23 protein-coding genes are annotated in these 25,852 nt (G+C 45.4%); 11 read left to right on the top strand and 12 right to left on the bottom strand.

Going from position 1 to position 25,852, the window contains the following annotated elements; translation table 11 throughout:
- Positions 1 to 51: 51 nt before the first annotated feature.
- Positions 52 to 3,579 carry a pyruvate:ferredoxin (flavodoxin) oxidoreductase gene (gene nifJ / locus F3J37_RS18640; protein WP_166935059.1) on the top strand — a complete coding sequence of 1,176 codons (3,528 nt, stop codon included), beginning with the start codon at positions 52 to 54 and terminating at the stop codon, positions 3,577 to 3,579.
- A gap of 37 nt (positions 3,580 to 3,616) precedes the next feature.
- Here the strand turns inward: nifJ and F3J37_RS18635 are convergent, their stop codons facing one another.
- Positions 3,617 to 3,817 carry a DUF2767 family protein gene (locus F3J37_RS18635; RefSeq protein WP_034821329.1) on the bottom strand — a complete coding sequence of 67 codons (201 nt, stop codon included), beginning with the start codon at positions 3,815 to 3,817 and terminating at the stop codon, positions 3,617 to 3,619.
- A 614-nt stretch (positions 3,818 to 4,431) separates the two neighbouring features.
- Between F3J37_RS18635 and F3J37_RS18630 the strand changes: the two genes are divergently transcribed.
- Complete coding sequence (locus F3J37_RS18630) at positions 4,432 to 4,824, top strand: YgiW/YdeI family stress tolerance OB fold protein (protein ID WP_160867395.1); 393 nt, start codon at positions 4,432 to 4,434, stop codon at positions 4,822 to 4,824.
- Between the two features lie 1,883 nt (positions 4,825 to 6,707).
- Here the strand turns inward: F3J37_RS18630 and umuC are convergent.
- From umuC to F3J37_RS18615, 3 genes are all read right to left on the bottom strand, one after another.
- Complete coding sequence (gene umuC / locus F3J37_RS18625; RefSeq protein WP_166935057.1) at positions 6,708 to 7,970, bottom strand: translesion error-prone DNA polymerase V subunit UmuC; 1,263 nt, start codon at positions 7,968 to 7,970, stop codon at positions 6,708 to 6,710.
- Positions 7,970 to 8,392, bottom strand: coding sequence for a translesion error-prone DNA polymerase V autoproteolytic subunit (umuD, locus tag F3J37_RS18620; RefSeq protein ID WP_160867396.1), 423 nt, complete (start codon positions 8,390 to 8,392; stop codon positions 7,970 to 7,972). The genes umuC and umuD overlap by 1 nt, the downstream gene beginning before the upstream one ends.
- Before the next feature lie 1,240 nt (positions 8,393 to 9,632).
- On the bottom strand, positions 9,633 to 9,866 hold the full coding sequence (locus F3J37_RS18615) for a DNA polymerase V (protein WP_166935055.1): 234 nt from the start codon (positions 9,864 to 9,866) through the stop codon (positions 9,633 to 9,635).
- Positions 9,867 to 10,243: 377 nt separating this feature from the next.
- Between F3J37_RS18615 and F3J37_RS18610 the strand changes: the two genes are divergently transcribed.
- The 3 genes from F3J37_RS18610 to amyA all read left to right on the top strand — a co-directional run bounded on the left by F3J37_RS18610 (position 10,244) and on the right by amyA (position 14,724).
- Positions 10,244 to 10,465 (top strand): DUF2116 family Zn-ribbon domain-containing protein, encoded by a 222-nt coding sequence (locus F3J37_RS18610; RefSeq protein ID WP_166935053.1) that lies wholly within the window; start codon positions 10,244 to 10,246, stop codon positions 10,463 to 10,465.
- 288 nt (positions 10,466 to 10,753) lie between these two features.
- Positions 10,754 to 10,924 (top strand): hypothetical protein, encoded by a 171-nt coding sequence (locus tag F3J37_RS18605; RefSeq protein WP_166935051.1) that lies wholly within the window; start codon positions 10,754 to 10,756, stop codon positions 10,922 to 10,924.
- 2,309 nt (positions 10,925 to 13,233) lie between these two features.
- Entirely contained in the window at positions 13,234 to 14,724 is a 1,491-nt protein-coding gene (gene amyA / locus F3J37_RS18600) for an alpha-amylase (protein WP_166935048.1), read from the top strand.
- A 51-nt stretch (positions 14,725 to 14,775) separates the two neighbouring features.
- Here amyA and F3J37_RS18595 read toward each other — a convergent pair whose 3' ends face one another.
- Positions 14,776 to 15,006: a helix-turn-helix domain-containing protein gene (locus F3J37_RS18595; RefSeq protein WP_097117052.1), complete on the bottom strand. Its 231-nt coding sequence runs from the start codon at positions 15,004 to 15,006 to the stop codon at positions 14,776 to 14,778.
- Positions 15,007 to 15,287: 281 nt separating this feature from the next.
- Between F3J37_RS18595 and F3J37_RS18590 the strand changes: the two genes are divergently transcribed.
- Complete coding sequence (locus F3J37_RS18590; protein ID WP_369410687.1) at positions 15,288 to 15,509, top strand: DUF3606 domain-containing protein; 222 nt, start codon at positions 15,288 to 15,290, stop codon at positions 15,507 to 15,509.
- A gap of 68 nt (positions 15,510 to 15,577) precedes the next feature.
- Here F3J37_RS18590 and F3J37_RS18585 read toward each other — a convergent pair whose 3' ends face one another.
- Complete coding sequence (locus F3J37_RS18585; protein WP_166935045.1) at positions 15,578 to 16,951, bottom strand: methyl-accepting chemotaxis protein; 1,374 nt, start codon at positions 16,949 to 16,951, stop codon at positions 15,578 to 15,580.
- A gap of 333 nt (positions 16,952 to 17,284) precedes the next feature.
- Here F3J37_RS18585 and F3J37_RS18580 point away from each other — a divergent pair, with 333 nt between their 5' ends.
- Both F3J37_RS18580 and F3J37_RS18575 read left to right on the top strand, forming a co-directional pair.
- The gene (locus tag F3J37_RS18580) at positions 17,285 to 19,060 is read left to right on the top strand and encodes a GGDEF domain-containing phosphodiesterase (RefSeq protein ID WP_166935043.1); all 1,776 of its coding nucleotides are present in this window, start codon (positions 17,285 to 17,287) and stop codon (positions 19,058 to 19,060) included.
- Positions 19,061 to 19,560: 500 nt separating this feature from the next.
- Positions 19,561 to 19,821, top strand: coding sequence for a hypothetical protein (locus F3J37_RS18575; protein ID WP_166935041.1), 261 nt, complete (start codon positions 19,561 to 19,563; stop codon positions 19,819 to 19,821).
- Between the two features lie 144 nt (positions 19,822 to 19,965).
- Here F3J37_RS18575 and F3J37_RS18570 read toward each other — a convergent pair whose 3' ends face one another.
- From F3J37_RS18570 to F3J37_RS18550, 5 genes are all read right to left on the bottom strand, one after another.
- Positions 19,966 to 20,190 (bottom strand): hypothetical protein, encoded by a 225-nt coding sequence (locus F3J37_RS18570; protein ID WP_166935040.1) that lies wholly within the window; start codon positions 20,188 to 20,190, stop codon positions 19,966 to 19,968.
- 493 nt (positions 20,191 to 20,683) lie between these two features.
- Positions 20,684 to 20,911, bottom strand: coding sequence for a YgdI/YgdR family lipoprotein (locus F3J37_RS18565; protein ID WP_166935038.1), 228 nt, complete (start codon positions 20,909 to 20,911; stop codon positions 20,684 to 20,686).
- 13 nt (positions 20,912 to 20,924) lie between these two features.
- Positions 20,925 to 21,158: a YgdI/YgdR family lipoprotein gene (locus F3J37_RS18560; RefSeq protein WP_166935036.1), complete on the bottom strand. Its 234-nt coding sequence runs from the start codon at positions 21,156 to 21,158 to the stop codon at positions 20,925 to 20,927.
- A 493-nt stretch (positions 21,159 to 21,651) separates the two neighbouring features.
- Entirely contained in the window at positions 21,652 to 21,990 is a 339-nt protein-coding gene (locus F3J37_RS18555) for a hypothetical protein (RefSeq protein WP_166935034.1), read from the bottom strand.
- A 639-nt stretch (positions 21,991 to 22,629) separates the two neighbouring features.
- The gene (locus F3J37_RS18550) at positions 22,630 to 22,836 is read right to left on the bottom strand and encodes a hypothetical protein (RefSeq protein ID WP_160867405.1); all 207 of its coding nucleotides are present in this window, start codon (positions 22,834 to 22,836) and stop codon (positions 22,630 to 22,632) included.
- Positions 22,837 to 23,171: 335 nt separating this feature from the next.
- Here F3J37_RS18550 and F3J37_RS18545 point away from each other — a divergent pair, with 335 nt between their 5' ends.
- Positions 23,172 to 23,486, top strand: a complete 315-nt coding sequence (locus tag F3J37_RS18545) for a hypothetical protein (RefSeq protein WP_166935032.1) — start codon at positions 23,172 to 23,174, stop codon at positions 23,484 to 23,486.
- Here the strand turns inward: F3J37_RS18545 and F3J37_RS18540 are convergent.
- Positions 23,476 to 23,715, bottom strand: coding sequence for a biofilm development regulator YmgB/AriR family protein (locus F3J37_RS18540; protein WP_160867407.1), 240 nt, complete (start codon positions 23,713 to 23,715; stop codon positions 23,476 to 23,478). The genes F3J37_RS18545 and F3J37_RS18540 overlap by 11 nt on opposite strands.
- A gap of 1,065 nt (positions 23,716 to 24,780) precedes the next feature.
- On the opposite strand from F3J37_RS18540, the gene F3J37_RS18535 reads away from it, so the two are divergent.
- Entirely contained in the window at positions 24,781 to 24,963 is a 183-nt protein-coding gene (locus F3J37_RS18535) for a con-10 family general stress protein (RefSeq protein ID WP_160867408.1), read from the top strand.
- Between the two features lie 464 nt (positions 24,964 to 25,427).
- Positions 25,428 to 25,682, top strand: coding sequence for a hypothetical protein (locus F3J37_RS18530; RefSeq protein ID WP_160833580.1), 255 nt, complete (start codon positions 25,428 to 25,430; stop codon positions 25,680 to 25,682).
- The last annotated feature ends 170 nt before the right edge of the window (positions 25,683 to 25,852 follow it).

Here is a 25,852-nt window from a genome sequence, read left to right as displayed (position 1 = left end):
ATCATTACCCCCGTAAAGTTTCGGGTTTCTCAGCGTAGCAAAGGACGATTTATGATTACCGTCGACGGCAACGGTGCGGTGGCTTCGGTCGCTTTCCGCACCAGTGAAGTGATCGCCATTTATCCCATCACGCCCAGTTCCACCATGGCGGAACTGGCCGACAGTTGGTCTGGCGAAGGTCGCCGCAATATCTGGGGTGATATCCCTCGCGTGGTGGAGATGCAGTCAGAAGGCGGCGCGATTGCTACCGTGCACGGTGCGTTACAAACCGGCGCCCTTTCCACCACGTTCACGTCATCGCAGGGCCTGCTGCTGATGATCCCGACGCTGTATAAACTCGCCGGGCAGCTGACGCCGTTTGTCCTGCATGTTGCTGCGCGAACTGTTGCCACGCATGCGCTGTCGATATTTGGCGATCACTCTGATGTGATGGCGGTGCGCCAGACCGGTTGCGCACAACTGTGTGCTTCCAGCGTGCAGGAAGCACAGGATTTCGCGTTGATTTCTCAGATGGCTTCACTGAATAGCCGTGTGCCCTTTATCCACTTCTTCGACGGTTTCCGCACCTCACATGAGATCAACAAGATCGTCCCCATCAGTGATGAAACCCTGCAAGCACTGATGCCAGCACAAGCGATCGCAGAACATCGTGCACGCGCACTGACGCCGGATCATCCAACGATTCGCGGCACTTCCGCCAATCCTGATACCTATTTCCAGTCACGCGAAGCCACTAACCGCTGGTACGACGCCTGTACCGGACATGTTGAAGCCGCCATGGACGCGTTTGCCGCTAACACCGGCCGCCAGTATCAGCCGTTTGAGTTTTATGGTCATCCGCAGGCTGAGCGCGTGATAGTGATGATGGGTTCGGGCTGCGGCACCGCCGAAGAAGCGATTGATGTTCTGTTGCAGCGCGGCGAAAAGGTCGGATTGGTGAAAGTGCGCCTCTATCGTCCGTTCTCAGCAGCGCATCTGATCAGCACGCTGCCTGCTTCGGTTCAGCGTGTGGCGGTGCTGGATCGCACTAAAGAGCCCGGTGCACTGGGTGAACCGCTGTTCCTGGATGTGATGACCGCACTGGCTGAAGCCTTTAGCCGGGGTGAACGCCCGACGCTGCCGAAAGTGATCGGCGGACGCTATGGTCTGTCATCGAAAGAGTTTGCCCCTGATGCCGTGCTCGCTGTGTTCCGTGCGCTGCAGCGTGAACAAGTGCCTGCGCGTTTCACCGTGGGTATTTATGATGATGTCACGCACTTATCGCTGCCGATGGAGGCTAACATCGTGCCGAACCGGGCGCGACTGGAAGCGCTGTTTTACGGCCTTGGCAGTGACGGCAGCGTGAGCGCCAGCAAAAATAATCTGAAGATCATCGGCAATGCCACGCCGTGGCACGTGCAAGGCTATTTCGTTTATGACTCGAAAAAAGCGGGCGGCCTGACCGTTTCGCATCTGCGCGTCAGTGAACATCCCATCCAGTCGGCGTATCTGGTGCAACAGGCTGATTTTATTGGCTGCCATCAGCTGCAGTTCATCGATAAATATTCGATGCTTGATCAGTTGAAACCGGGCGGCATTTTTCTGCTGAATACGCCTTATGCCGCTGATGAAGTCTGGTCACGCCTGCCGCAGGAAGTGCAGAGCCAGCTTAATGACAAGCAGGCGCGGTTTTATGTCATCAATGCGGCGCGTATTGCGCGTGAATGCCAGCTCGGTGCGCGCATTAATACCGTGATGCAAATGGCGTTCTTCCAGTTGACGCAGATTTTGCCCGGCGACAGTGCATTAACCGAACTGCAAAACGCCATTGCACGCAGTTACAGCAGTAAAGGCGAGGAGCTGGTGCAACGTAACTGGCAGGCGCTGGCGATGGCTCAACAGGCGCTGGAAGCGGTGCCGCTGCAGGCGGTTGATCAGCACAGTCCACACCGCTCGCCGGTGGTATCCGATAGCGCACCGGATTTTATCAAAACCGTCACCGCCGCCATGCTGGCAGGATTAGGCGACAAATTGCCGGTGTCCGCACTGTCGCCAGACGGCACCTGGCCCGTTGGCACCACCCAGTGGGAAAAACGCAACATCGCCGAAGCGATCCCCATCTGGCAACCCGACCTGTGTACGCAGTGTAATCACTGCGTAGCAGCCTGCCCGCACGCGGCGATTCGCGCTAAAGTTGTTGCGCCTGCAGCCATGGACTCCGCACCCGATTCACTTGCTTCTCTCGACGTCAAATCACGCGATATGCGCGGCCAGAAATACGTGTTGCAGGTAGCACCGGAAGATTGTACCGGCTGTAATCTGTGTGTCGAAGTGTGCCCGGCCAGCGATCGCCAGCACCCGGAGATTAAAGCCATCAACATGCAATCCCGTCTTGAGCATGTTGAAACTGAAAAGGTGAATTACGATGCGTTTCTTGCGCTGCCGGAAATCACGGCGGAACAGCTGGAACGCATTGATATTCGCACCTCACAACTGATCACCCCGCTGTTTGAGTATTCAGGCGCCTGTTCCGGCTGTGGGGAGACGCCGTATATCAAGTTGCTGACGCAGCTGTATGGCGATCGCCTGTTGATTGCCAACGCCACCGGTTGCTCATCCATATATGGCGGTAATCTCCCCTCCACGCCTTACACCACTAACGCTGAAGGACGCGGACCGGCATGGGCCAATTCCCTGTTTGAAGATAATGCTGAATTCGGGCTCGGTTTCCGCCTGAGCGTTGATCAGCAGAAACAACGTGCGCTACGTCTGTTAGATCAGTGTGCGCCAGAGTTGCCCGAAGCTTTAGTGGCAGCATTGAAAGAGGACAATGTCCTGCCCTCTGTTCGTCGCGAGCAAATCGTTGAACTGCGTCAGCAGCTGGCGGCTTCATCATCAGCGCACGCAGGCGAATTGCGGGTTATCGCCGATGCGCTGGTGGAGAAATCTGTCTGGCTGATTGGAGGCGATGGATGGGCCTATGACATCGGCTATGGCGGTCTTGATCATGTGATGAGCCTGAGCGAAAACGTCAACGTGCTGGTTCTCGACACCCAGTGCTATTCCAATACCGGCGGACAAGCCTCCAAAGCCACGCCGCTCGGCGCAGTCACCAAGTTTGGCGAACAAGGCAAGCGTAAAGCACGTAAGGATTTAGGCGTCGCCACCATGCTGTATGGGCATGTGTATGTGGCCCAAATTTCGCTGGGCGCGCAGTTGAATCAGACGGTGAAAGCGATTCAGGAAGCTGAAGCCTGGCCCGGCCCATCGCTGATCATTGCCTACAGCCCGTGTGAAGAACACGGCTATGACCTCGCCTACAGCCATGAGCAGATGCGATTGTTGACCACCAGCGGATTCTGGCCGCTGTATCGTTATGACCCTCGACGTGCAGAACAAGGTAAAGCGGCACTGGCGCTGGATTCTCGCCCGCCCACCTCGGTGCTGGAAGAGGCATTGATGAACGAGCAGCGTTTCCGCCAGTTGCAAACCCGTGAACCGGAAGCCGCCGCACAGCTCTGGCAGGATGCAACCGAAGCCGCCAATCAACGCTATCAAAGACTGGCGGAAATGGCCGGTAAAGCAGAGAAAAGTGACTAAATGAACTAAGCCCGGCGCGCTGGCCGGGCTTAATGATTTAACAGGGTTGAAGCTGAATAATTGCCATCTCAACCGCGCGATTGGGCGAGCCGGTTAACTCCCGATAGCGCAGTTGCAGATTACGCAATTCTGTCGCTACCACCTCTTTTTCTGTTGCTGATCCCCGCTGTGCCAGCTCGAGATAACATTGCCCGACTAGCCGGCACGCTTCTTCAAAAACCATGTCGTACGTTTGCATCTGCCTCTCCTCACCTTTAGAAACTAAAAAACACTTCATCCATCCTGTCAGGCAGCGATGTGCACAATCTTTACCCAGATCAATAAATGGGCAGATTGTTCTGGCAAAGTGTGCGGTTTTATCGCAGGAATCCGTGAAAAGAGATCACATCAGACTGGCATTCGCCTGCGCAATCCGTACCATACGCACTCATGTCATAAGAGTTTATTGCCGCTGAAGCTTTATTCAGCCGCCAACGACCCTTGCGTTCATTCTCAAGCGTGAAAATAATGTCAGAAAATCAAGAAGTAACCAAAAAGAACAATATAATCTGAAGACATAAGACAGTTACTACAAGTTCTTGGCAGTAATGGACAGCCTTGATATTTCATTCGGTTAGAATATTGCATAAGTACGCAGTTTTACACTGACCGCCAATGACAATGCCCCATTTAGTGCTCTGAAAAAGATATTTGCCCCTGATTTCGCCCCTCGTTTATCTCCCTGAATAGATCGTTAGCTCCCACAATCGCTGCATTATTACTCTTTATGAAACATCAAAACTATGTGCGCATCAGTTATTTTTCCTAAGTTGTGCCAGGCTTAGAGTCGATGCCTCATTAATGGAGATTAAAATGAATAAAGTTGCCTGGATCGCAGTAATGTTACCTCTCAGTTTTGGCGCTTGTGCTGAAACCGGCGGATTTGAAGCGGGTAAAACACCACCTCCTCAGAGCAAAGAAGATGCAGGTTATAAAGGATCCGAAGACACCGCGGAAACACCAATCACACTGATAAAAGATTTCCGCCAGGGCGGTTATGTCACTCTTGAAGGTTACATTGTTAAAAAAGTGAAGGGCAACATTTATGAGTTTCGTGATAGCACGGGCACAGTAAACATTGACGCTCCAGAGGCTACCTTTAAAGGCAAAACCTTCAATTCTGAAGATAAAATCCGCGTCAGTGGCAAGGTGTTTGGCAAAGGTAAAAATGCGCATTTAAAAGTTTCACGTATAGACGAACCCTGATAAGTAAACGATGGCCCCGCTCATTAAGGGCAGGGGCCTGACCCCTTAATAGCTAGCGCTAGCTCAAACGGCTAGAGTGTGCATCCATAAAATCCCGTGGTTGAAAGCCTGACACCTTCAGCACATACCGAATAAGTTCAATACTACTTTCAATAAACGTCCATCTCTCCCGCTTTAGATTATATGATGGCAAACCTGGTTTTTAATGATTGCGAATCTGACTATAGCAAGCTGAATAAAGGATTTTGATTGTTTAACTTTGCTCCTGGTGTAGAGGTAAACTTCACTCGGTTAAGCTAATTATTTTATGGTGTTAGGCCACTAACACCGCTTAGTTTTATCCGTGGCAAAACAGGCATTACCTTAAAAAATTTACTTAGTCATGACTTAATCTTACCGCTTCGCATGCAATCCCATTATCACAGTCTAAACTCTGTTTTATCGCTACCACTTTCCTGTGATATCGATAAAACTCCGTTTGATCATGATTCGCACTCTTTGTGCAGGCCCGGCTCGCCACCAGCTCCGGGCTTTTCTTTTAAATGGAGATTCTCATACACTTCTGTTTTTGAATCTTTCAATATTTCTAAAACGAGCACTAATGGAGCATTTTGAAAAGAGGGTATTAAATCAGAGGTGCTGTAAATAAATTAAGCGCACCTTTCCATTTGATGAGAATTTAGCCTTTGAATGCATTTCTGTCCGGTTCAATGCGATTCTTCCGGCTTCAATTGTACTTTTTGAATGACTGTTAGCCAATGCAAGTATTATGTGTTTTTTTATTTTCAGGCAATTACAGTGGTGCACAATAACCATATTGACTATACGTTCACTTGCCCCTGACGGTTTTTTTTGTACTCAACTGGCAATGGTTGCATCACTACATGCGATACAATGTAAGATGCGTCATATCAGAAAGTACAATCATTATCCCAAAGATTGCCCACGATTAAACTCACCTGTAGTGCGGTCTTTCTTCCTGTATGGTCTACAGTTGTTGGTAAATAAAATTCCTCCTGAATGAGAAAACAGGTCCGTATGAGAAACCTGACGATTCCTGCACTAACGACTGTGCTTTTGCTTGCAATAATTTTTCTGCTACAGGCACAATGGATTTCCATGATGTGGTAAAACGTCTTATCATGGCAGAACAATAAAAAAAATGATTATTAGACACTCTCTGCACAGGCTGAACTCAAGGGCATCCTGTGCTTTTTTTTGCGTCAAAGTCTGTGTACTTCATTAAAGAGTCTATTTCATGCTGTTAACGTTAATATCGGATTACTTAAGTAAAAGGCGAAAGATTCTCCACCCGAATTATCCTATCTATCGTTTTGTGTGTCTTTCTTTTGACCTTCTTACACTGCCCCCCTGACTGAATCACCTTCTTCCTGCCATCATCAAACCTCAAAACATCAACTGTTCTCATTCTTTTTGCCGCTTCGCTAGCGTTTAATCAGTTACAGTCTATTTTCAAAAGGTCGCCTTTTACTCCCCTGTTTAGACGACACAACTCTTATTGGAAATGTTTGGCATACATTGATGCCGCCCGGGTGACTGGATTCTCCCGGGCTTTTTATTTACTGCATCAGATTGGCGATCTATCTTGTACCTTTATGGCCGTGACCTCATGAGTAACTACGCCAAGGATAGCCATATCTTCCAGTAAATCTTCTTCCAGAATCACTCCTTCATCCGTTATTACCCGGTTGGATGTGTGTATAGGTTTCCCCACTCATACATCCCTAACATATCCAGCAAAACAGTATCACCATCTTCCGGCCGCAGTCGTTCATCAATGATACAGGTCCGCCCCTGAAACTCGACCACATAACATGTTGTGCTTGTGGGTAGCAGCAGTTGAAGAGGATTTAGTAAAAATGTCACCTCGCAACGGGGAGGTCCGAAAAGCGGGTGGTGTAAGCCGGCGACAGCATTTCCCGCTTCATAGCCCATGGTTTCTGCATACCCTGTCCTGCAAACCATAATTTCCCCTTCCCGCTTTGGTTAAGGCCGTCAACGACACGCATCAGCGTTTCACTGTTAGCCTGTGGCTTAAATTCGTCAAAGAGATTGAGCTGAGAAACGCCCTGGCTGTAGAAATCTCCCAGCATCACGCCGGCTTTCATAAAGCGGCATCCATCGAGCCAGATGCGATCCAGTGACTCCATGGCCACGCGGATAATGTCCCGCGTGTCGTTGGAGGGTGTTATCAGCGAGCCCATTGCCTGATTACCGTAAAACGTCTCCCCTACCGCGTGCGGACTGGTTCGGACGAAAACGGCTATCTGCCGGCAGTATTGTCGTTCACTTCTTAGCTTTTCGGCCGCGCGCTCGGCATAAGCACACACCGCCTGACGCATATCCTGGTATTCCGTTATGCGGGAACCGAATGAACGCGAACAGACAATCTGCTGTTTCGTGGGCGCAAATTCCTCCAGCTCGAGGCAGGGTTCGCCACGCAGCTCCCTCACCGTCCTTTCCAGCACCACATTGAAATGCTTACGGATGATGTACGTGCTATGCTCTGAAAGGTCCTTCGCGGTGATGATGCCCATCGCATTCAGCTTTTTGCTAATACGCCTGCCCACTCCCCACACATCCTCGACCTTCACCAGTTCCATCAGCCTGCGCTGGCGATCAATGTTCGATAAATCCAGCACGCCCCTGGTTTTCGTCCATTTTTTGGCGGCGTGATTGGCCAGCTTGGCGAGCGTCTTAGTGGGTGCTATCCCCACTCCAACGGTCAGATGCGTATCGCGCTTTACGCGCGCGCGAATTTCCCGCCCGTAATCTTCCAGCACACGGCAATTACGTATCCCGGTCAGGTCCATAAAAGCTTCGTCAATAGAGTAGATTTCAACTGAGGGTGCCATATCTTCCAGAGTGGTCATCACTCTGTTACTCATGTCTGCGTATAAGGCGTAATTGGAACTGAATACCTGAACTTTATGACGCCTGAACTCGTCTTTGAGCTTGAAGTACGGTGCCCCCATAGGCAGCTGCAGTGCTTTCGCTTCTGCCGAACGCGCGATAACACAACCATCGTTGTTAGAGAGGACAACTACCGGCTTGCCACGCAGGTCCGGTCTGAACACCGTTTCACAGCTGGCGTAAAACGAGTTCACATCCACCAGGGCAAACATTAACGGCCCATTGTCTTAATGGAGTGCCGGACAACGCCGAAGATTTCAAACTGGTCGGCATCGGGAATCGGAATGATGGCATGTGCTGCATTCATTGGCTTTAGGTGGAGGACGGGCCGGGTCATCAGTTGCTTCACGGTGAACTCTCCAGAAATTGCAGCCACGATGATGTCGCCATGCTCCGCGTTGACGGAGCTGTCCACCACCAGCATGTCGCCATCGTTAATACCACCCTCGATCATCGAATCACCACTGACCCGGATGAAATAGGTCGAACTGGGATGGCTGACCAACAGATTATTAAGATCCAGCCGCTGTTCGACATAGTCCTGAGCAGGCGAAGGAAAGCCACACGGGACTCTGGCAATAAAAAGCGGCAACTCCAGATTGGCGCGGATTTCCGATGGTCTGAAAAACTCCATGATAATTACCCCAATAAATACTGTATGTATAAACAGTAATCGTAAACAGCATAATCGATCAAGTCGGGCATGAAGACTTTTTCCAAAGGTGTTGTGGGTAAAGGGGATTTAATTTCAGGTGTATGGAGTTTTTCTGTCTGCTGGGGCGGAAAGCATGAGCGCTGAAGTGATAGTTTTTTGAGCATATTTCAGGCCGTCATTAACAAGAGATAATTGGCAATAAGCTTTCGCCGCTTCGGTTAACTCTCTGAAATTAAGTTTTTTAATTGTTAATCTGTATGCTTTATTGGAAATTACTGGAATTTTATCTCTTTCGTTAACACATCCTACCACTCGCAAATTACTGGTCTATGGTATGTGAGTCAGTCGTTGACTGGCAGCACAGCACACAGGATGCGTTTCATACGAGAGAGACATTCCTTAGCCACTGCTTTTTGGCCCGCCTTGTGCGGGCTTTTTTTAGCTTACCCCCCTAAACCGCGCGGTTGATAACGGGCAGCCCACAGGAGTGGCGTTTCGGCATGGCGGCTTACCGTCTATTTCCACTCCATGTAAAACTCCTGACTTCGTTCTATGGCTACGCTTTTAGCCTCTGAAATGCGCATTACGCTTAGTGAGCAAAATGCCTGTGCGGGAAAGCTGGGAAAAAAATGGACGTGCTCAGTAGGTGAATCATCAGTATGCAGCCTTGGTGATTTCAGTGATAACCGACGTGTTACCGGCCTGGCTTCGTGTTTTGACTGTATACCGTTTGTTTGGCTGAGGTGACTTACGGATTTTCACCAGGACCCGTTGTCATACTGAATATTGTGGTCATCACCGTGCTCACGATAAGCTTATCAAAGTATCTGAACTGGTTTTGAAATACCTGCCCCTGCGCTCTGCATGCAGCAAAACTTCAGGAGTATGCATTAGGCTGGCTTTATCAGCTCTGGGGTTCGTGGTGGATGCGGGCAGGTTTTCATCGATTCAAATTCTCGTGTTAAGACACACAGGAGATTGAACTTGCGATACCTGATTATACCGGCTGTCGCCACCGTGCTGGTTATGATGTTTGTCTTTCTGTTGCAAACCCGGTAGGGACCCACGCCCTGGTGACTCGACGCATCACAGCGGGCAAATAAAAACAAATATTGACTAGTCAGCACTCTGCATGAACCGGACTCAAGGCTGGTTCATGCTTTTTTTATGTAAACAAAAACACCACCGATATGTTGGCGGATTTCAGCCTGTGACCGATTTATCCGTTGGGATTGAACACCTGGAAAGTCCTCTCCTCCCCCTCCCGAACGGAAATATCCCTGAAGGTCGTTGTGTGCATTTCGATCCATTTGTTGGCGCCGTGTAGCGAGTAGCGCCAGTTCAGACAATCGAGTTCTTTCACAAAATCGAGTGTGCTGATGGTGTAACGGCCAGCAGCATCGCGTTTAACCGCCTGCCTGAAAGCAATCATGATCTCGTAGTCGCGGGGCATGTCAAAACCTCCTGTTAATGCTGTATTTACACACAGTATTAACGAGTTGGTGATGCTGTTCAAGCCGTACCGCTTGAGACTTTTTAAGCTGATTGAATGCTATAGGAATTAATACGTGAAGGGCATTTGATAAAGGAGATACGGAATGTAAAGAATCTCAATAGCCTATTTCGGCGATGGGTAACCCATGACCGGGAAGGAATATTTAATGCCGGGAATTTGTATGAAAAATCAGCAAATTCAGGCTATATAAAGCGTTAAACTGCTTATTCATAAAAAATGAACTAAGCTGAATGTCTGCGCAGTGAATGGCATCTGAGAACTCAGGCCGAAGAGTGCTCAGTAATACAACATAATGACAATAAGGACTTTAACTAATGGATGACGTGGATCTGGCTCAGGAACGTGAAGAAGCGCATTTAGCGGCCTCTTTGTCTGCCCGTAAGCCGCGCCTGGTAAGCCGAAATGGTAACTGTATCTGGTGCACTGATGAGGCAATAGTGGCTAACACCGCTTTCTGTTCTGCAGAGTGTGGCGAGGACTATCACAAGCATCAGCGTGAGGTGAAGCAGAGAATTACTGGTGATTTGATATCTTAAAAGTATTCACCAGAAACACAAAACCCTTTTTATATTGCTTATGTCAGATTAGCTGCTATGCGATTGGAAAATATTACCGCTAAGGCGATGTAGCACTGCCATTAGGAATGATGTCATATTGAACAATAAATTTCTGGCAACCAAAATTATGCCCGTACTTAACGGCCTTTATTACCTGTTAAAATAATTGAAATCAACATTTAATTCTACTCCTGAGCTTTGACAGATTTTGTAGAAATTCTATGCTTAATTAGCAACATATCGTTGCCTTACTATGGGAAGGAAATTATGAAAAATTTATTAGGCGGGATGTTCATCATAGCGAGTTTGATTACACTGGCGGGATGCCAGCATGAAAGCCCTGCGGTGGGTAACGATGGCCGCCCACATGCACCGAGTAATGAGTCGGTGCCAGGTGGGCCATTGGGTAAGGGCCCGGTCGGACAACCACAGAGTTAAAACAAACCCTTTGACTAGAATGCTTAACCGCATGAATGTTTTAGTTATGCCGGAAAAACTGGCTTCCCTGCAGTGGTGACTCGACGCATCATTGCTGGCCAGAGATAATTAGGAAAGATTATCTGACACACTTCTCACAGACTGCAGTTAATAGCAATCTGTGTTTTTTATTTTCGGATTAGCAATATTTCAGTTACATACTAAACTGTTCCCGTTCCCAGCGGGACGCCATCAATTTAAGGCAAAACTTCTGCCGCCCGGATATCCATCCGGGTTTTATTTCTTCGCGCATGGCTAATCAACACCCTGAGACTCTTCAGCACTACTTGCCTTTGAAATTCATGGCGACAAAACATCTCTTATTTTCAGTGAGTGGCTTTCTGAGACAACCAACTTAAAAAAAGGAAATGATTTTATTTTGATCGTACTTTCAGAACGTATCAAAGCACTTCAATACATACTGAGGAGGTTTCAAACACCAAGGCCGGGTAGGTTCCTAACTTGGAAATTCAGTGTCTGCACGAACACCTTCGAGTTGCTGATAAGTGATGGTGGCAATATCGAAGGGCATTTGAATTTTATCAAAAATACGTTTTTTACACTTTTATAAAAATATACTCCATAGCATCAGGACGAATGAATTTTGAAATAATCGAAAAAACCTTTCAATTCTTAATTAAGATAGACGTAACAAATTTTAATGAATCTGCTTTTTAACTTCGATTAACCGGATTCTTAAATGAATTTAAATATCCTTTTGGCTTGACCGCTGCTCGCGCAGTCTTTTTCGATAATAAATGACTGTATTTAGTCGGCTCTTTATTCTGAAATTAGCATGGTTTATCACTTTTGCCCATCGGGGGTCAACGGTGTTCCGATTATAAGTTTTAAGAGCATCCAGCAAGGTACTCCACTGGCGGGCCTGGTAAGATTTGTCATCCCTCAGGTTAATTCGCATATGCTGTATGGTAGAATCAACCTGCCTTTTGGCTTCCAAAAGACTCAAACCCGACTGATGTGCCGCGGCTATTTTTCTAATCTCAACGACGTAAAACTGCAGATCAAATCCGTTTTCTCTCACTAACCCCACCACTCACTGCTAATTATTTTGAATATTGAATAGCAGAAAAAATCCAAAAATAAAGCGAAGCCGTGAATTTAAAAAGTCTAGCTTTTGGAGTAACTATTAGATGCGCAATTTTTAAACTTGACGATTTACTTGATAGTAATCAACTAGTTCAGCGTTAACGACTTGGCACTTTAACTTCACGAGATTGATTTAAATATAAATAATTTGAATCATTCACACTCAATTCATCTAAGAATTTTTATTAAATCATGCTGCTATGTACGGAAGAGTTCAATAGCAATGAAAAAGAAATGTACAATTGATGTCATATTGTATAACTTTGGGCCGCGGCTATCGCCGCTTGTAACGAATGGTGCATTGCATCACCTCTGTAAGTGTTTATGGATTTTCATTTATAGAGGTTTTTTTTAGAGTTAATCAAAGCCGCTCACTTTCTCAAATTACTGGTTCATTTTTCCCCGTACGGGTCATGCTTATGGTCTTTACTATCGTCGCGCGTGCGTCGAATTTCACCGTGTTCACTGGGACTATTCTTTGCGGGATGGTCATCTTCTTCATAAGCATGCCACATAATAGGAGTGGCTTCAGGCAATCCCTTGCGTGTATAAGTTTCTTTACTGTACTGACCGTTATTTGTATGGACGTTCATAATTAACCTCAATGTCGAGATTAATTAATGGCAGACCAACCTTGCACTCAATATGGTTATTTTAATTACATTCCTAATTAACATCTGGATATACGTAACTTTGCCCCCCTCTGGGTTAACAGAGTTAATCAATCTAGACAAGCGCAGCTTTAGATGTCAAATTCACCACATAAAAATTCCCCTTCCCCAATTTCATTAGAACTATTTGGCAAGAAGTCATTCATAACGCATAAATCGATTGCTACTTCTTTTTCCTCACTTAGATTTCGACCACGCTTCAACATCTTTTCGTTATGTCGCATATCACCAAATGATTTAGAAATTGTCACAATAAGATAAATTTTTATTTCGACATCCAGCAACACATTAAAGGAGTTTAAGTAAAGATAAAAGACTCGTTTACGGCATTTTGCTTATACAATTCTAAAGAGCCCTGCTGTTTTTCTCACGACCAATCAATTTTTATTTCTTACGAGTTGTCAATGAAAAAAAGTAAAATATAAAAAACCTTCCGCGCTGCAAAAATCATTTTTCACTCCATAATTAAAATGTCTAAACATGGAGAAAAAAATGAAGAATCCAACTCTGCTACAGGCATTCCACTGGTATTACCCTGAAGGTGGCAAACTCTGGCCTGAACTCACTGAGCGAGCGTCAGACTTGAAGGAATCTGGAATAAACATAGTCTGGTTACCCCCTGCCTATAAAGGCGCCGGGGGTGCAGCTTCCGTAGGATACGACACTTATGATCTGTTCGATTTAGGAGAATTTGACCAGAAAGGTAATATTTCAACAAAATATGGTAATAAGGAAGATTTACTCAGGGCTATCAGCTCATTAAAAGATAATGATATTGCTGTTTTATTAGATGTTGTTGTCAATCATAAAATGGGGGCTGATGAAAAGGAGGCAGTTCAGGTCAATAGAGTGGATGAAAACGACCGTACAAAAATTGACGAAGAAGTTGTTAACTGCGAAGCCTGGACACGCTATACCTTTCCGGCCAGAGCGGGAAAATACTCTCAGTTTATGTGGGATTTTAAGTGTTTTAATGGTGTAGACCACATAGAAAACCCATCAGAGGATGGGGTATTTAAGATAGTTAATGATTACACGGGTGAAGGCTGGAATCAGCAGGTTGATGAAGAAATGGGTAATTTTGATTACCTTATGGGCTCTAACATCGACTTCAGAAATCACGCAGTAACTGAAGAAATAAAATACTGGGCGCGCTGGGTCATGGAGCAAACCGGATGTAACGGCTTCAGACTTGATGCGGTAAAACACATTCCCGCCTGGTTCTATAAAGAATGGATTGAACATGTACAAGCTGTATCAGATTCGCCACTATTTATTGTGGCTGAATACTGGTCTTTTGAGTTAGACAAATTACAACAATATATAAACCAGGTTGAAGGGAAGACAATGCTCTTCGACGCACCTCTCCATATGAAATTTCATGAGGCATCTAAACAAGGCAGTGATTATGATATGAGCCGAATCTTTGAAGGCACATTAGTTGAAGCCGATCCTTTTCATGCGGTCACGCTGGTTGCTAATCATGATACTCAGCCCCTGCAGTCTTTAGAAGCCCCGGTTGAAGCCTGGTTTAAACCGCTGGCGTATGCGCTTATCTTATTGAGAGAAAATGGCGTTCCTTCAGTATTTTACCCCGACCTCTTTGGAGCAGACTATGAAGACACAGGTAATGATGGTGAAACCCATCGTGTAGACATGCCAGTCATAGATAAACTCGATAAGCTAGTGCTGGCACGTCAGCAATTCGCGCATGGCGTCCAGACATCCTGGTTTGATCATCCTAACTGCATTGCATTCAGCCGGAGTGGCACGGCGGAACAACCAGGATGCGTTGTGATAATGTCAAATGGTGATGATGGTGAGAAAACGCTTAATCTTGGTGAACCCTTAGCTAATCGTATCTGGCGAGACTTCCTTTTTAATTCCGATGAAGTTATCAAGACTAATGAATCAGGTGAAGGCGTGTTTAAATGTAAAGCGGGTAGCGTAAGTGTCTGGGTTCTCGAAGAATTTATTTCCTGATAAGATGCCCCCACATTACTGTGCCGGCAGAATGCATACTGCCGGCAACAATTATTTGGTGGAAAGCTGATATTCTGGGTGTTTTCCAGCCAGCAGTAGTAAAAATTCGTATTCTCCCTGACTGAGTTGAGCAGGTTTCGAAAGCGACTCTTTCATCTGCCACACTCTCAGACTCAGATTAAATCTTTCGGCTGCATTAGCCTGAGTCATACCCGCTTCAATGCGCAAGCTGCGAATGTCATTCTGGGCGGACATTACCGGTACAAAGTTGTTTTTCTTCATAACTTATCTCTGGCGTTAGTCTATGGTATGTGTAGTGGTCAAGCAGATTTATAAATAACCTCACTTTCAACTGTTTAAGGCTAATATTTTTTAGTTATCGAATTAAAAAATATCGCTTCGCTTATACTTTCATCCCGCCTCGCTTAATAGCCGTCTCTATATAAGAAACATCCCATAAATAGTTTTAGACATTTAATAGGGAATATTCTGCTTTTTAGTTTTATCAAATCATTCAGAATCTGACACCCCAATGAGCCCCAATTAAATCAGAAAAATATCATATGAGGTTAGTCATGAAAGACCCAATTCAACGTCGCATTCCCCATGATTTGACGCAGGTAATAATAAATGAGCACTGGCAAATTACCTACTGGACTCTTACACTCCAAACCACTCAGGAAAGACTAACCAGAGCTATCAGGGAGGTTGGCTCAAATACAGAACTGATACGAACATGGCTCAGGGAACATCCCCCTCTCATAACCCCCAAACCCATGACTTAATTATCTGTAATTAAGCGAGAGTTTATTATCATTTGAATCAGTTATGCCAGGCCGTCGGTTAATGTATCTCACACCTGTGTGGTAGCCGGTAATGCGAAATGAATGATGGTCTTAGCCATGTCTTCGGTTCTGGTATTGAGCCTTACGGCTGAACTTGCAACATGCCTTACCAAGGTGGAATTTTGCTGTGTGACCCGTTCGATATCGGTAACTGCTTGCGTCACCTGAATGATCCCTTTGCTCTGTTCATTTGAAGCATAAGAGATTTTCCTGATGAGTTCATCTACTGAAGAAACGCATTGGGTCACCGCTCCCATGGTGTGCCCGGCACGGTCTGCGACCTCTTTGCCCTCATTCACACGAGCGAGAGTTGTATTGATTAATCCTTCAATTTCTTTGGCTGCACTTGCGCTGCGTTGTGCAAGTGTACGTACTTCTGTAGCAACAACAGCGAACCCTCTGCCCTGCTCACCTGCCCGGGCTGCTTCAACGGCAGCGTTTAACGCCAGTATATTTGTCTGAAATGCGATACTGTTCACTGTGGCAGTAAACTGCCGTATTTTTTCGGCTTCCTCGGTAATACCATTCATCATGAGGCCAACTGAGTTCACCAGCTTTTCGCCTTCTCCTGTGATATATGCCGTTTTCTCAGCAAGTCTGCTTGCTTCATCAGCACTTAATGCATTTTGCTGAACGTTCGCGCTCAGCTGGGTAATACTATGTGCGGTCTGCTCTAAGGAAGTTGCCTGTTGAGTAGTCCTTACAGAAAGGTCGGTATTGCCCGCTTCGATGTCTGCAGCCTCACGCTTCAGCAGGTCCGTATTATTCCTGATGGAAAGTACAGTTAATAAAAGACTGTCTTGCATGGTTTTCACCAGTGGTACCAGCTGCCCTACACAATTTCTACCCAAATCTTGTAGTGAATTAGTCAGTTCACCGGAAGCAATTCCTCTGAAATGTTCCCTTAAGGTTGCCAGAGGCTCAACGAGGTGCACGACCAGAAAGCGGTCGCAGAAAACCAGTAACATAAAGATAAATAATGAAGCAACGGTGAATGCTAACTCCAGTTTTTGACGGTCATCGTTGAATGCATTCTCTTTGTCAGCCAGTCTCTCCTCGAGGAATTCTAAACGCTCTTTTGATGCTGAATTAAAATTTATATCTGAACCTGTTAAGGCTGTTCGAAATTCATCCCAGTCCGGTGTAGCAGGAACTTCTTCTGCTAAGGTTCTCTTTAGGGAATCGTCACCTGATTTCATCGTATTACCTGCTCGGGTCAGAAAGATGAGTTGAGCAACCAACTTTCCCTCACGCTGCGTTTGTTTATGTAGATCTCTTAAGATTTCTGAACCATATAAGCCTGCAAGAGCAACAATAATAAAAGCGGCAACGAGAATGCACTGCACTACCCGGCGAATAGTAAAGTTTGTAAGAAAGTTCATTTAATTACCTGGTGTTGTGATTAATTTAGACAAAAATAGTAACCACATAAATTATTTTAGTAGTGCGCTATTAGATTGCGCACAAGTGCGTTATCAGTTAGAGTCTGGCAGGCATTTAAAAAAAAGGAAATATTCCAGCAAGAAATATTTTTCTCAAACAGATTGACCCTTTTAATTAAACTAAAAAAACAGGACGAACTCGAGGGGCTGTCTTATGATGGCGAAAGAGACAACAAAAAGCGTAATCTTAAGTCAGTTTTTAGCTTCTTCTTCCGGTCGGTTATTTTTCTTTCACTTTTACGTTCCGGTTATTAGACCCGGCACGGGGGATTTATGGAAAAAAATTTAAATGCTACTAACGAACGTCGTAAGCGAGCGCTTGACGCCCTTCTCGCCCCTGATGAAGGAAGGGACAGTGTTTTGAGAAAATTTGTTCATTTAGCCAATCAGGCGCTGGGTATCCCGGGAAGTTTCATTTCAGTTTTAGATGAGGAATTCCAATACATCCGGGCCTCACATAATTTCTCACTGAAACACTCAAAAAGAGATGAGTCTTTATGCCAACATGTGGTTAATGACGACAATGCTCTTATCGTTCCAGATACATGGCTGGATGCTCGTTTCTTAACCCACCGCTTTGTTACTGGTGAACCCTACATACGTTTTTATGCGGGCGTTCCACTCAAAGATCGTGAAGGCCACGTATTAGGTACTTTTTGCGTAACTGACCGGGAACCACATCCCTTCAGCGATATGCAACTCGCGACACTACAACAGCTTGCTGAGTTGGTTATGTCATTTCTCGAAGCCTGGTATGCCACCGGTTTTAATGACCCTGTCACTCTCTTGCCCAACCGCTCCCGACTAATCAGCGATATGCAGTCGCTCGCTGCAGAAGGAGATAAGGTCAAGCGTCGTCTTATTATTATTGATTGCCTGAAAATGGCTCATGCTTATGACTTGGCTAAAACAGTTGGAATGGTGCCGGTTGAAGAACTTCTCAGGGATATAGCTATAAAATTGCCTCGCCGATTACGTCCTCAAAACGGTGAGATGTTCTATGCGCTTTCCACTGGACGTTTTGCCATTCTGGTTCGCGACGAAAGCCGCCTGGACGCCTCGTGGATTGCAGGGCGTATGGAAGGCATCTGTGCTGAGTTAGGTAATGGGATATCAATAACTCTTACTTCCCATGCGGGCCAAACGGATTTTACGGCGATTTCATCCAAAGCCTGTGATGTCGTTCGCCGTGCCTCGGCTGCGCTTGAAGAAGCGATCGATAAAAATTTACCCTCAGTGATGTATAAAGAGTCTGAAGAAATAAAACATTCAAATGATTTTACTCTTATGAATGAGCTTTCTGATGCAATACGTTTTGATAATGGCTTATACCTTGTATATCAGCCTAAAACCTGTCTCAAATCGGGCCAGCCCGTCGGCCTGGAGGCGCTGATACGTTGGACACATCCTGTCAGAGGGGAACTGTCACCCGCGGCATTTGTACCCATGGCTGAACAAACGGATCTACTTCATGAGATGACGGAATGGGTGATTGACAAGACGATAGCCTGCCTAAAGCGATTCAATCGACAGAATATTCAATTGCCCATCACAATCAACGTCAGCCTGCACGATTTCGCGAAAAACAATTTTGCAGATTTATTAGAATCAAAAATGCTGGAAGCACGTTTATCTAATAATCTCTTGGGAATTGAATGCCTGGAAACTGAGCGGATTATAGAAAATGCACAGGCACTATCCGGTTTGCATAGACTTTATGAAAAAGGGTTTACCATATCTCTGGATGATTTTGGGACAGGCTATAGTAACATCAGTTATCTGAGACGAATGCCGCTGGATATAATAAAACTTGATCGCTCACTTATATCAGGTGTTTTAGAAGATACCTCCTCGCTTATCATCGCGCGCAGTATTATCAGAATGTTAAAAGAGCTGAATTATACGGTGCTTGCGGAGGGTGTAGAGGACGCTGAAGTAGCAATTCTTCTGCGTGATTTTGGTTGCGACCAGGCTCAGGGGTATTTCTTCTCTAAGCCGCTATCTGATCCCGAACTGGACATATGGCTTCAAAGACGCTTAAAGAACTGAAAGCACAAATTTAGTTAACCAGATACCTACTATGACTTGGTTGCGCATTACTCCATTAACACTGTTACTGTTGCTCACTTTGATAAATTATAAGATTCATCCTGGACGTTTTAATCACAAAAAGCACTATAATCTTTTTGCTTAATACAGAGAATTAAGCACCCTCTAAAGGGATGAGTAGCTTTAAGAATCGGTTATAAAAAAAACTTTTAAATCCAGCTTTTAACCCGCTATTGCGGGTTTTTTCTCAGCAGTAAAACGATCAAAGCAATTCTTACATCACTCGTAGAAATACGTTTTTTAATTTAAGCTATTGTTTAACGACTGGATGCGCGTAAAAAAATCGTATTAATATGTAACAGCTTAAAATTCGAGTTGGCCTATGGCTGCTATTCTCACCCCCCTTTGTCGCTTTCAAAAGCGTTCCTAAGGAAAATTTCTTTGCATGTAACCAAAGCAATGGTTAAATTGTGAAGGATTTATTGCAAAGGATGGCTGATATGAAACTTGCTCAGAAACACTATAGATTATTATCAATAATTAAAGAGAGAGGATCAGTACCCTCCTCCGTCAAACCCGTTGTCAGGAAAGAGTTATCAGAGATGGGGCTTGTTGAGTTTCTCTTAGGCGATGAATGGATGCGTGAAAAAGAGCGATATAAACTTACTCCGCGCGGGAGAGAAATATTGGATGAATATGACTTTAATCTGGCCGCAAATGCGTTTAAAAGCACCTGTCAGGGAAAACGAAACTCCAGTTAAAAGCTATAGATCATTGTATTTTATAAAGTATTCAGAGATAGCCATACACATCTTTATTAGTTAATTACCAGTAAAATAGTACCGATTATTGTAAACACGCCCCAGAAATTAGACCAACCAAAGAACTATCGAGAATAAACCAAGCTATTTTTGCTCAAACAGATTACGAATTTCGGCACAATATATTGCTTCCATTGGACATATAACATTTTCAAGCCTTAACAATAGTCGCGAAATCATGGCACGTCTATTGACACAACGGCGTTCACGCAGCAATTCATGCACCAGTTCACCAATCATTATCTCTATTGGGGGTAATACTACCCTTTGAATATTTTCACCGCCTTCATCAAGATAATGAATATTCATCTTTTTTCCAAAAAATTAACTAATAGTTCATATGCTATAGATCATATGACCAGAGTGGTCTTAATGAAATCAGGTCATATTTAACTAAATTTCAAATAATTGACATACCTCACAGAATTCCGATTATTTTTTCAATCCATTCCAATCACACAACACTTACCTCTCATTTAATCACTGAGTAAGCAAGACCTTGTATGATTACTTGACTAAATTTAATAATCGGCCACAAAAAATCCTTGTTTGGACTTAATATTTTGATGATAGTTTCACTCAAAATCTACATTTATTAGGTAAATTTAACAAATTCCAGTTAAACCTACTCCTTCAAATCTCCTCTATACATTGTTGTAATGTTTTTTTAGCAACATTGATACCTGATTCAGCTTTGAATTGAATCCAATGTCGGAAAGGCTTAATTTTTAATATTCTAGGAAGTATTTTTACGTTGTAACTAGGAATGTAAACACCGCCATAAGTGACGGTGTTTTTTTGATTAATGTGGAATTTCTGATACTTCTTTGACTTCCTGCTTATTGATCTGTTGCTTAACACCGTTGGCATCAGTGTAACCTAGCAATCCTGCATCAGTCTCTGTAGGCTTACCATCGCTGACAATAGTCCTGCCATCATTAGTATGGATAGCATAGCTTGTCCGGGTACAGCCCGTTAACGCTGACAGCGCGATAATCGCGGCTAATGATGAAAAAATAATTTTTTTCATGAACTAATCCTTATCAATTATTTAATTCGCTCATATTGGTGATTTTGTCGCGGTTGATTTGTTCAGTTCTTCCTGACTGTGCATCTTTGTAAGATACTAAACCCGTATCACTGTCAATTTCCGGTTTACCGTCTGTGACGATTGTACGACCGTCTGTGGTTTTGATAGCCTGATTTGAAGAACATCCCGCGACTGAAACTGCAAAAGCTGAAGCAATTAACAGGAAACCTATGCCTTTTTTATTCATTACTGATCCCTCATTTGGAAAAAAATTTTACTAACTGTTCAATAATAGATGGTTTCTAGCAATCTGCTTTAGAATTGTACTCATACCCCACGAAATGCAAAAAAGATATGCCAGTGAGGATTCCGGTTTTGATCTTTTGTATGAGTCAATCTCCATGCGATGCAGTAAAGACCTTAAAATTATGATGTTACCTTGTTGCTGGCGATTGGTCGTTCCAGAGAGTATTAAGCAGGTCTATTAAGTCGGACGTAACTATTTGTTATGAAGCAGACTAACTGCGTTCCTTCACAGAGCAATTCGTAATACTCCCTTTTCGCTATTTTTTTTGATTATGAGCATATGCATATCCTGATTATTATGCTACTAGATGAATATTCGCTTATTGTTTGGAACCTGAGGATAAGTATGCTGAAGTAAAGAGTGTAAAATACTAACTAACACTACGGATTTAAATGCTGTTAGTTCAGATTGGTTAAATCGAGGCTTATTCAATTCAGGCTACGCTCACCGGCTTCATCCACAGACCTTTCTTTTCTGAAAGAGCCCTGATGATTGGTTCAGAAAGGTCGACTTCGCTGGACAGTTTTTCAGACTGCCAATAGCGTTCGAGTGTGAGTCTGCCTGTCAGGTCACATGTACAATCCATGGTTGCTATGATTTTGTGCCGGGCGACGTTACCCTGCATCGTAGGTACAGAACATACGACTGCAGAAAAATAGAGCTTCTCATCAAACAGGATCCACATACGGCCCGGTTCATGCTCAATGGTGCCGAGCATTTCAAAACGACGGTAAACTGTACTGGTGCTGTAAGACATTGGAATGACGTTCATGTGTATCAATCACTCAGGTGCGAATAGTAATAATTATGAACACGTTGCCGAGTATTCACTGGACACGATACTTTTAACTATATGTTTAGAATATTTTTTTAATTCTATCCACCCCTATAATTCTTTATGGCGATTTTTTAATCACTCACTTGTACTAAATACTTGCCCTACCCACTCAAATAAGTGTGTAAAACCTCATTCGTTGTAAGCATACAATCCTTTTTGAAAGGGGTTTAAAAAACTATCGTGCACATCCCAACGCTAGTCATAACCCACTAATCTCGGCGTCTATGCACTTCTGATAAGCACTGAAAAGTGAATTTTACCTGAAAGAGTTAAGCCCAACACCTGCTTCATTCCACAGCCATTATTTATAATCGGAATGCCCGCATTAATTATGGCCTAGCAAATTAGGGTGATTCTTATGCAGGCTGTATGCGGATTACACAAAATATCTTTGAACAGAGTGCTCTTACGGACTTTTAGAGAAAGATTCTAGTCAGGACAAATATTTTTTTGAACAAACCAGTATTTTGGCCTACCCTCAATCGGGCTTGGAAAAGTTCCGGCTTTGGATGAAATGGAAACTGAATTTTTTCCCGGGAATTGTCCCGGGATTTTTTTGCACTTAAGAAGTGGCTATTGCTTCCCCACTCCATGGCTTTCTGGTAAAGGAAACCAATGCGATACGCGATATTGCCTGAATGTAGCGTCCCCCGGCATAAGAATTTGGGTGAAATTTTCAAATGATGCCTCATATTTCCCGCTTCCTACCCCTTCATCCGTACATATTGCAACTACCTGGCCGTCTGCGGGCTTTTCAACTTCATAATCAATCCAGTTCATACATTCTCCATTTTAGCTGGCTTAAAATATGGACTGCCTTTCCCCTTACCGCAAAGACAAATTCAATTTTAAGATAAACGGAAAACCGGCATCTGCTTTTTGTGGTTTCGGCCGATGATGGCCGCCTAAATCGAACAGAGTGAATCTCGTGTGCTTAAAAAAACAAAGTCGCCGTAGGTGCTATGAGCATAATTCGGAGAATCCGCTTTATATAGGCGATATGTTAAAGGCATGTGGCAGGCTGAAGCGATTCTGACTGCGGTTTTTTGGGGTCACCGGGAGACACCGGGGAACTTACCTATATTGAAGAATTAAAAAGCGCTACGGAGGTGGCCATGCTCTGGATGGAAGAGGGTCTGTATCTAAGGGTGGAAGAGTTGCCGGGCGGCCCGCGGCCGCTGCCGATGCTGAGCGGGTTCAGCCTAACTACCGCCTATCGGGCGCTAGGGTGTTTTAATCCGTCGGAAACGTCGGAAGCCTATTTCATTCTTTCCAACGATCGCGATGAGGTCTGGCTTATTTGTAACCGGCACCTTAGAACCGTTGTTATACGCCGGGACTGCACGGCATTCCGGTTGCCGCTCTCCTTTTTCGGCGAGCATACTTTAACCGGCACCCTGTCGGCAGTCCTCCCCAGACTCAGCGATTAAAAAGCATCCTGAGCAGAACCATCAGGTGTGCCGCCTCGGTTTCATCGCTGGTCGCGTCAAGCCGCGCTATCATTTTCAGGCACACAGCAGTCCGCGTCAGCCGGCGCTCCTGTCGCAGGATCTCAACGGTAATGCGGCCCAGCAGCGCAATCTGGCAGGGATGGGTAACCTGGCTGAAGTAACCGGTGAGCCCGGCATCTTTAACAGGTGGTAGTCCGTCCTGTCGCATGAAATACCCGTGTGGAGTGAATAAGTTCGGGCGCAAAATAACCGATGTAATGGCGCGTGTACAGCAGTAATCCGGCAGTACTAAATTCTTTAAACAAAACCTGGCATTACTTCATTAAATTCATAAAGTTAAATTTACGCTCCGGTTATCAGGGAAGCTCATAGATAAAAATAATAGCGGCGGACGACAGCATGCCCATTACCCTGCACGATAACATCTTCAGTCAGGTACTGAATCCGGAAGACACTAACCGGGCCGATACCCGGGTATTTCTTGCCGACGATGCAAAGCCTTTACGCTGCCCTATTAATTTTGTTCGGCTATACCCTATGGCAGTACGCAGCAGAACGGCAGTTCAGGCTGTACACACAGGAGCTCTAGCCGGAAACCGTCTATGTGGTGGCTGGATGACACTGAAGACTACACCTCGCCATAACAATCCAGCATACAGGTTAAGGTATGGCGCAAAAGCCAGCCGCTGCATTAGTATACGCTGCACGGCCTGGCACGACGAGTTTTCTGCAATTTGCTGCCTCGCTGGTCGATCCTCATTACCGACAGCGCGCAGACCAACGCGGCAGAAGTGATGTGGATGAGAATGGTAGCCTGGGCCCTGCGCGACCCGGAGCACCACGTGTACGTGTGGGACGGCACAGGTGAATCGGTCTGCCTGCACCCGGTACGCAGCTGGCTGGCATTTTGAGACCGCTGGCCCGCCTTCTGCTGGGGCGTCCAGCCTGAAAGTCATCTGTGGAGACGGGTTGTTGTTAGCACACAGCCCCTAACGCTGCGCAGAACTGACACAGTTGCGGAACGGCACGGCCGCAAAACAGCTCTCCATCGGAGGGTTGTCACGCACCGTTCCGCGCACAAAGCCTGGCGCATTACCATGAAATGGCAAGCCGCACGCGCTGTCAGGCGCTCATTTCAGATACAGCCGTCCTGCAACACGTGTCCGCCGTCGTATTCCTGAAAAAAAGCGTGCCGAACTCAGGCAGTCCTGTGCCGACGTGCCACAATTTAACTGCCTGAAATGCAGGACATCTTTTAACTGAGGAAGACATCATGACAACAACAAGACGCGGTGGTGCTGGAAACTTTGCGGCCGATCCCGCACGTGCCTCCGAAGCAGGCAGTAAAGGCGGCGCCGCCAGCGGCGGCAACTTTAAAAACTGTCCCGACCGCGCACGCGAGGCCGGCCGTAAGGGCGGACTTATCAGCCGCCGGGGTTCCAAATCTAAAATTTAATTGACCTGAACATACGCGCGACGAGGCTAATATTACATCCCGGCGCGCTTATTTAGGGAATTTTCATTTCCTAAATACTTTTTGATTCTGATGCAGAATAATCTCCGCGTTTTTCTCAGTAATTTTTTTCTCGCCCGTCTCGAACTTTTAAAGGATTAACCTTACAGCCTGACAGATGGTTAGCCGTAACGCTTTCAATCCTCGGATGAAATTAAATCTCATATTACCCCGATTCCTTTAGATGAAATCGATTTCAGGTAACACTTAAATTTTATTCAGTATTTTCCGACGGTTAACCCTGATAGCCTGTCAGGCATCTGAATTCATGATGTTTTTATCTTCTGACGGAAGCTTTTATTTCAGGCTGGCCGGACAATGCGCTGAAAATAATGATACGGAAGAGGACTTCATTGCATTAAACCACTACACTGAAATACCGCTATAAGACTGAGAGTGAGCTGAACATGTTTGAAGATTTTCATAACGGAAACCAGCTGATTATTGGCGAGGCTGCGGTTCACCTGGCGATGAATAATACGGATATCACCGTTAATTCACTTATCCGGGAACTGGCTGATATGGCCGCAGCTGAAGAAGATCCTTTGCGCTGCGTGCAGATAAGAGGGGCGAAGCGCTGGCTTCGCGGGTTTAAATCATTACCGGGCAACCGGGACGAGCTGAGATGGGTCACCGGAGCGGGCCGCACCTCACCGCACTGAATAGTTTCCGCCTGTCCGCGACATATCGGGCAGGCATCTTTAATGACATCTCATCTGAACATCCTTCCTGTTGTACAACCTTTCCATTGAATCACTCACTCACTATTTGCGCACAGATACTCATCTAACTTACTGAATAATAATTGTAAGCATTTTTTGCACAAAAAGAA

Origin of the sequence: Candidatus Pantoea communis (assembly GCF_011752685.1) — a bacterium.
GTDB classification, from domain to species: domain Bacteria; phylum Pseudomonadota; class Gammaproteobacteria; order Enterobacterales; family Enterobacteriaceae; genus Pantoea; species Pantoea communis.
The sequence above is the reverse complement of the archived record's forward strand: the minus strand, read 5'-3'. Positions and strand labels throughout refer to the sequence as shown.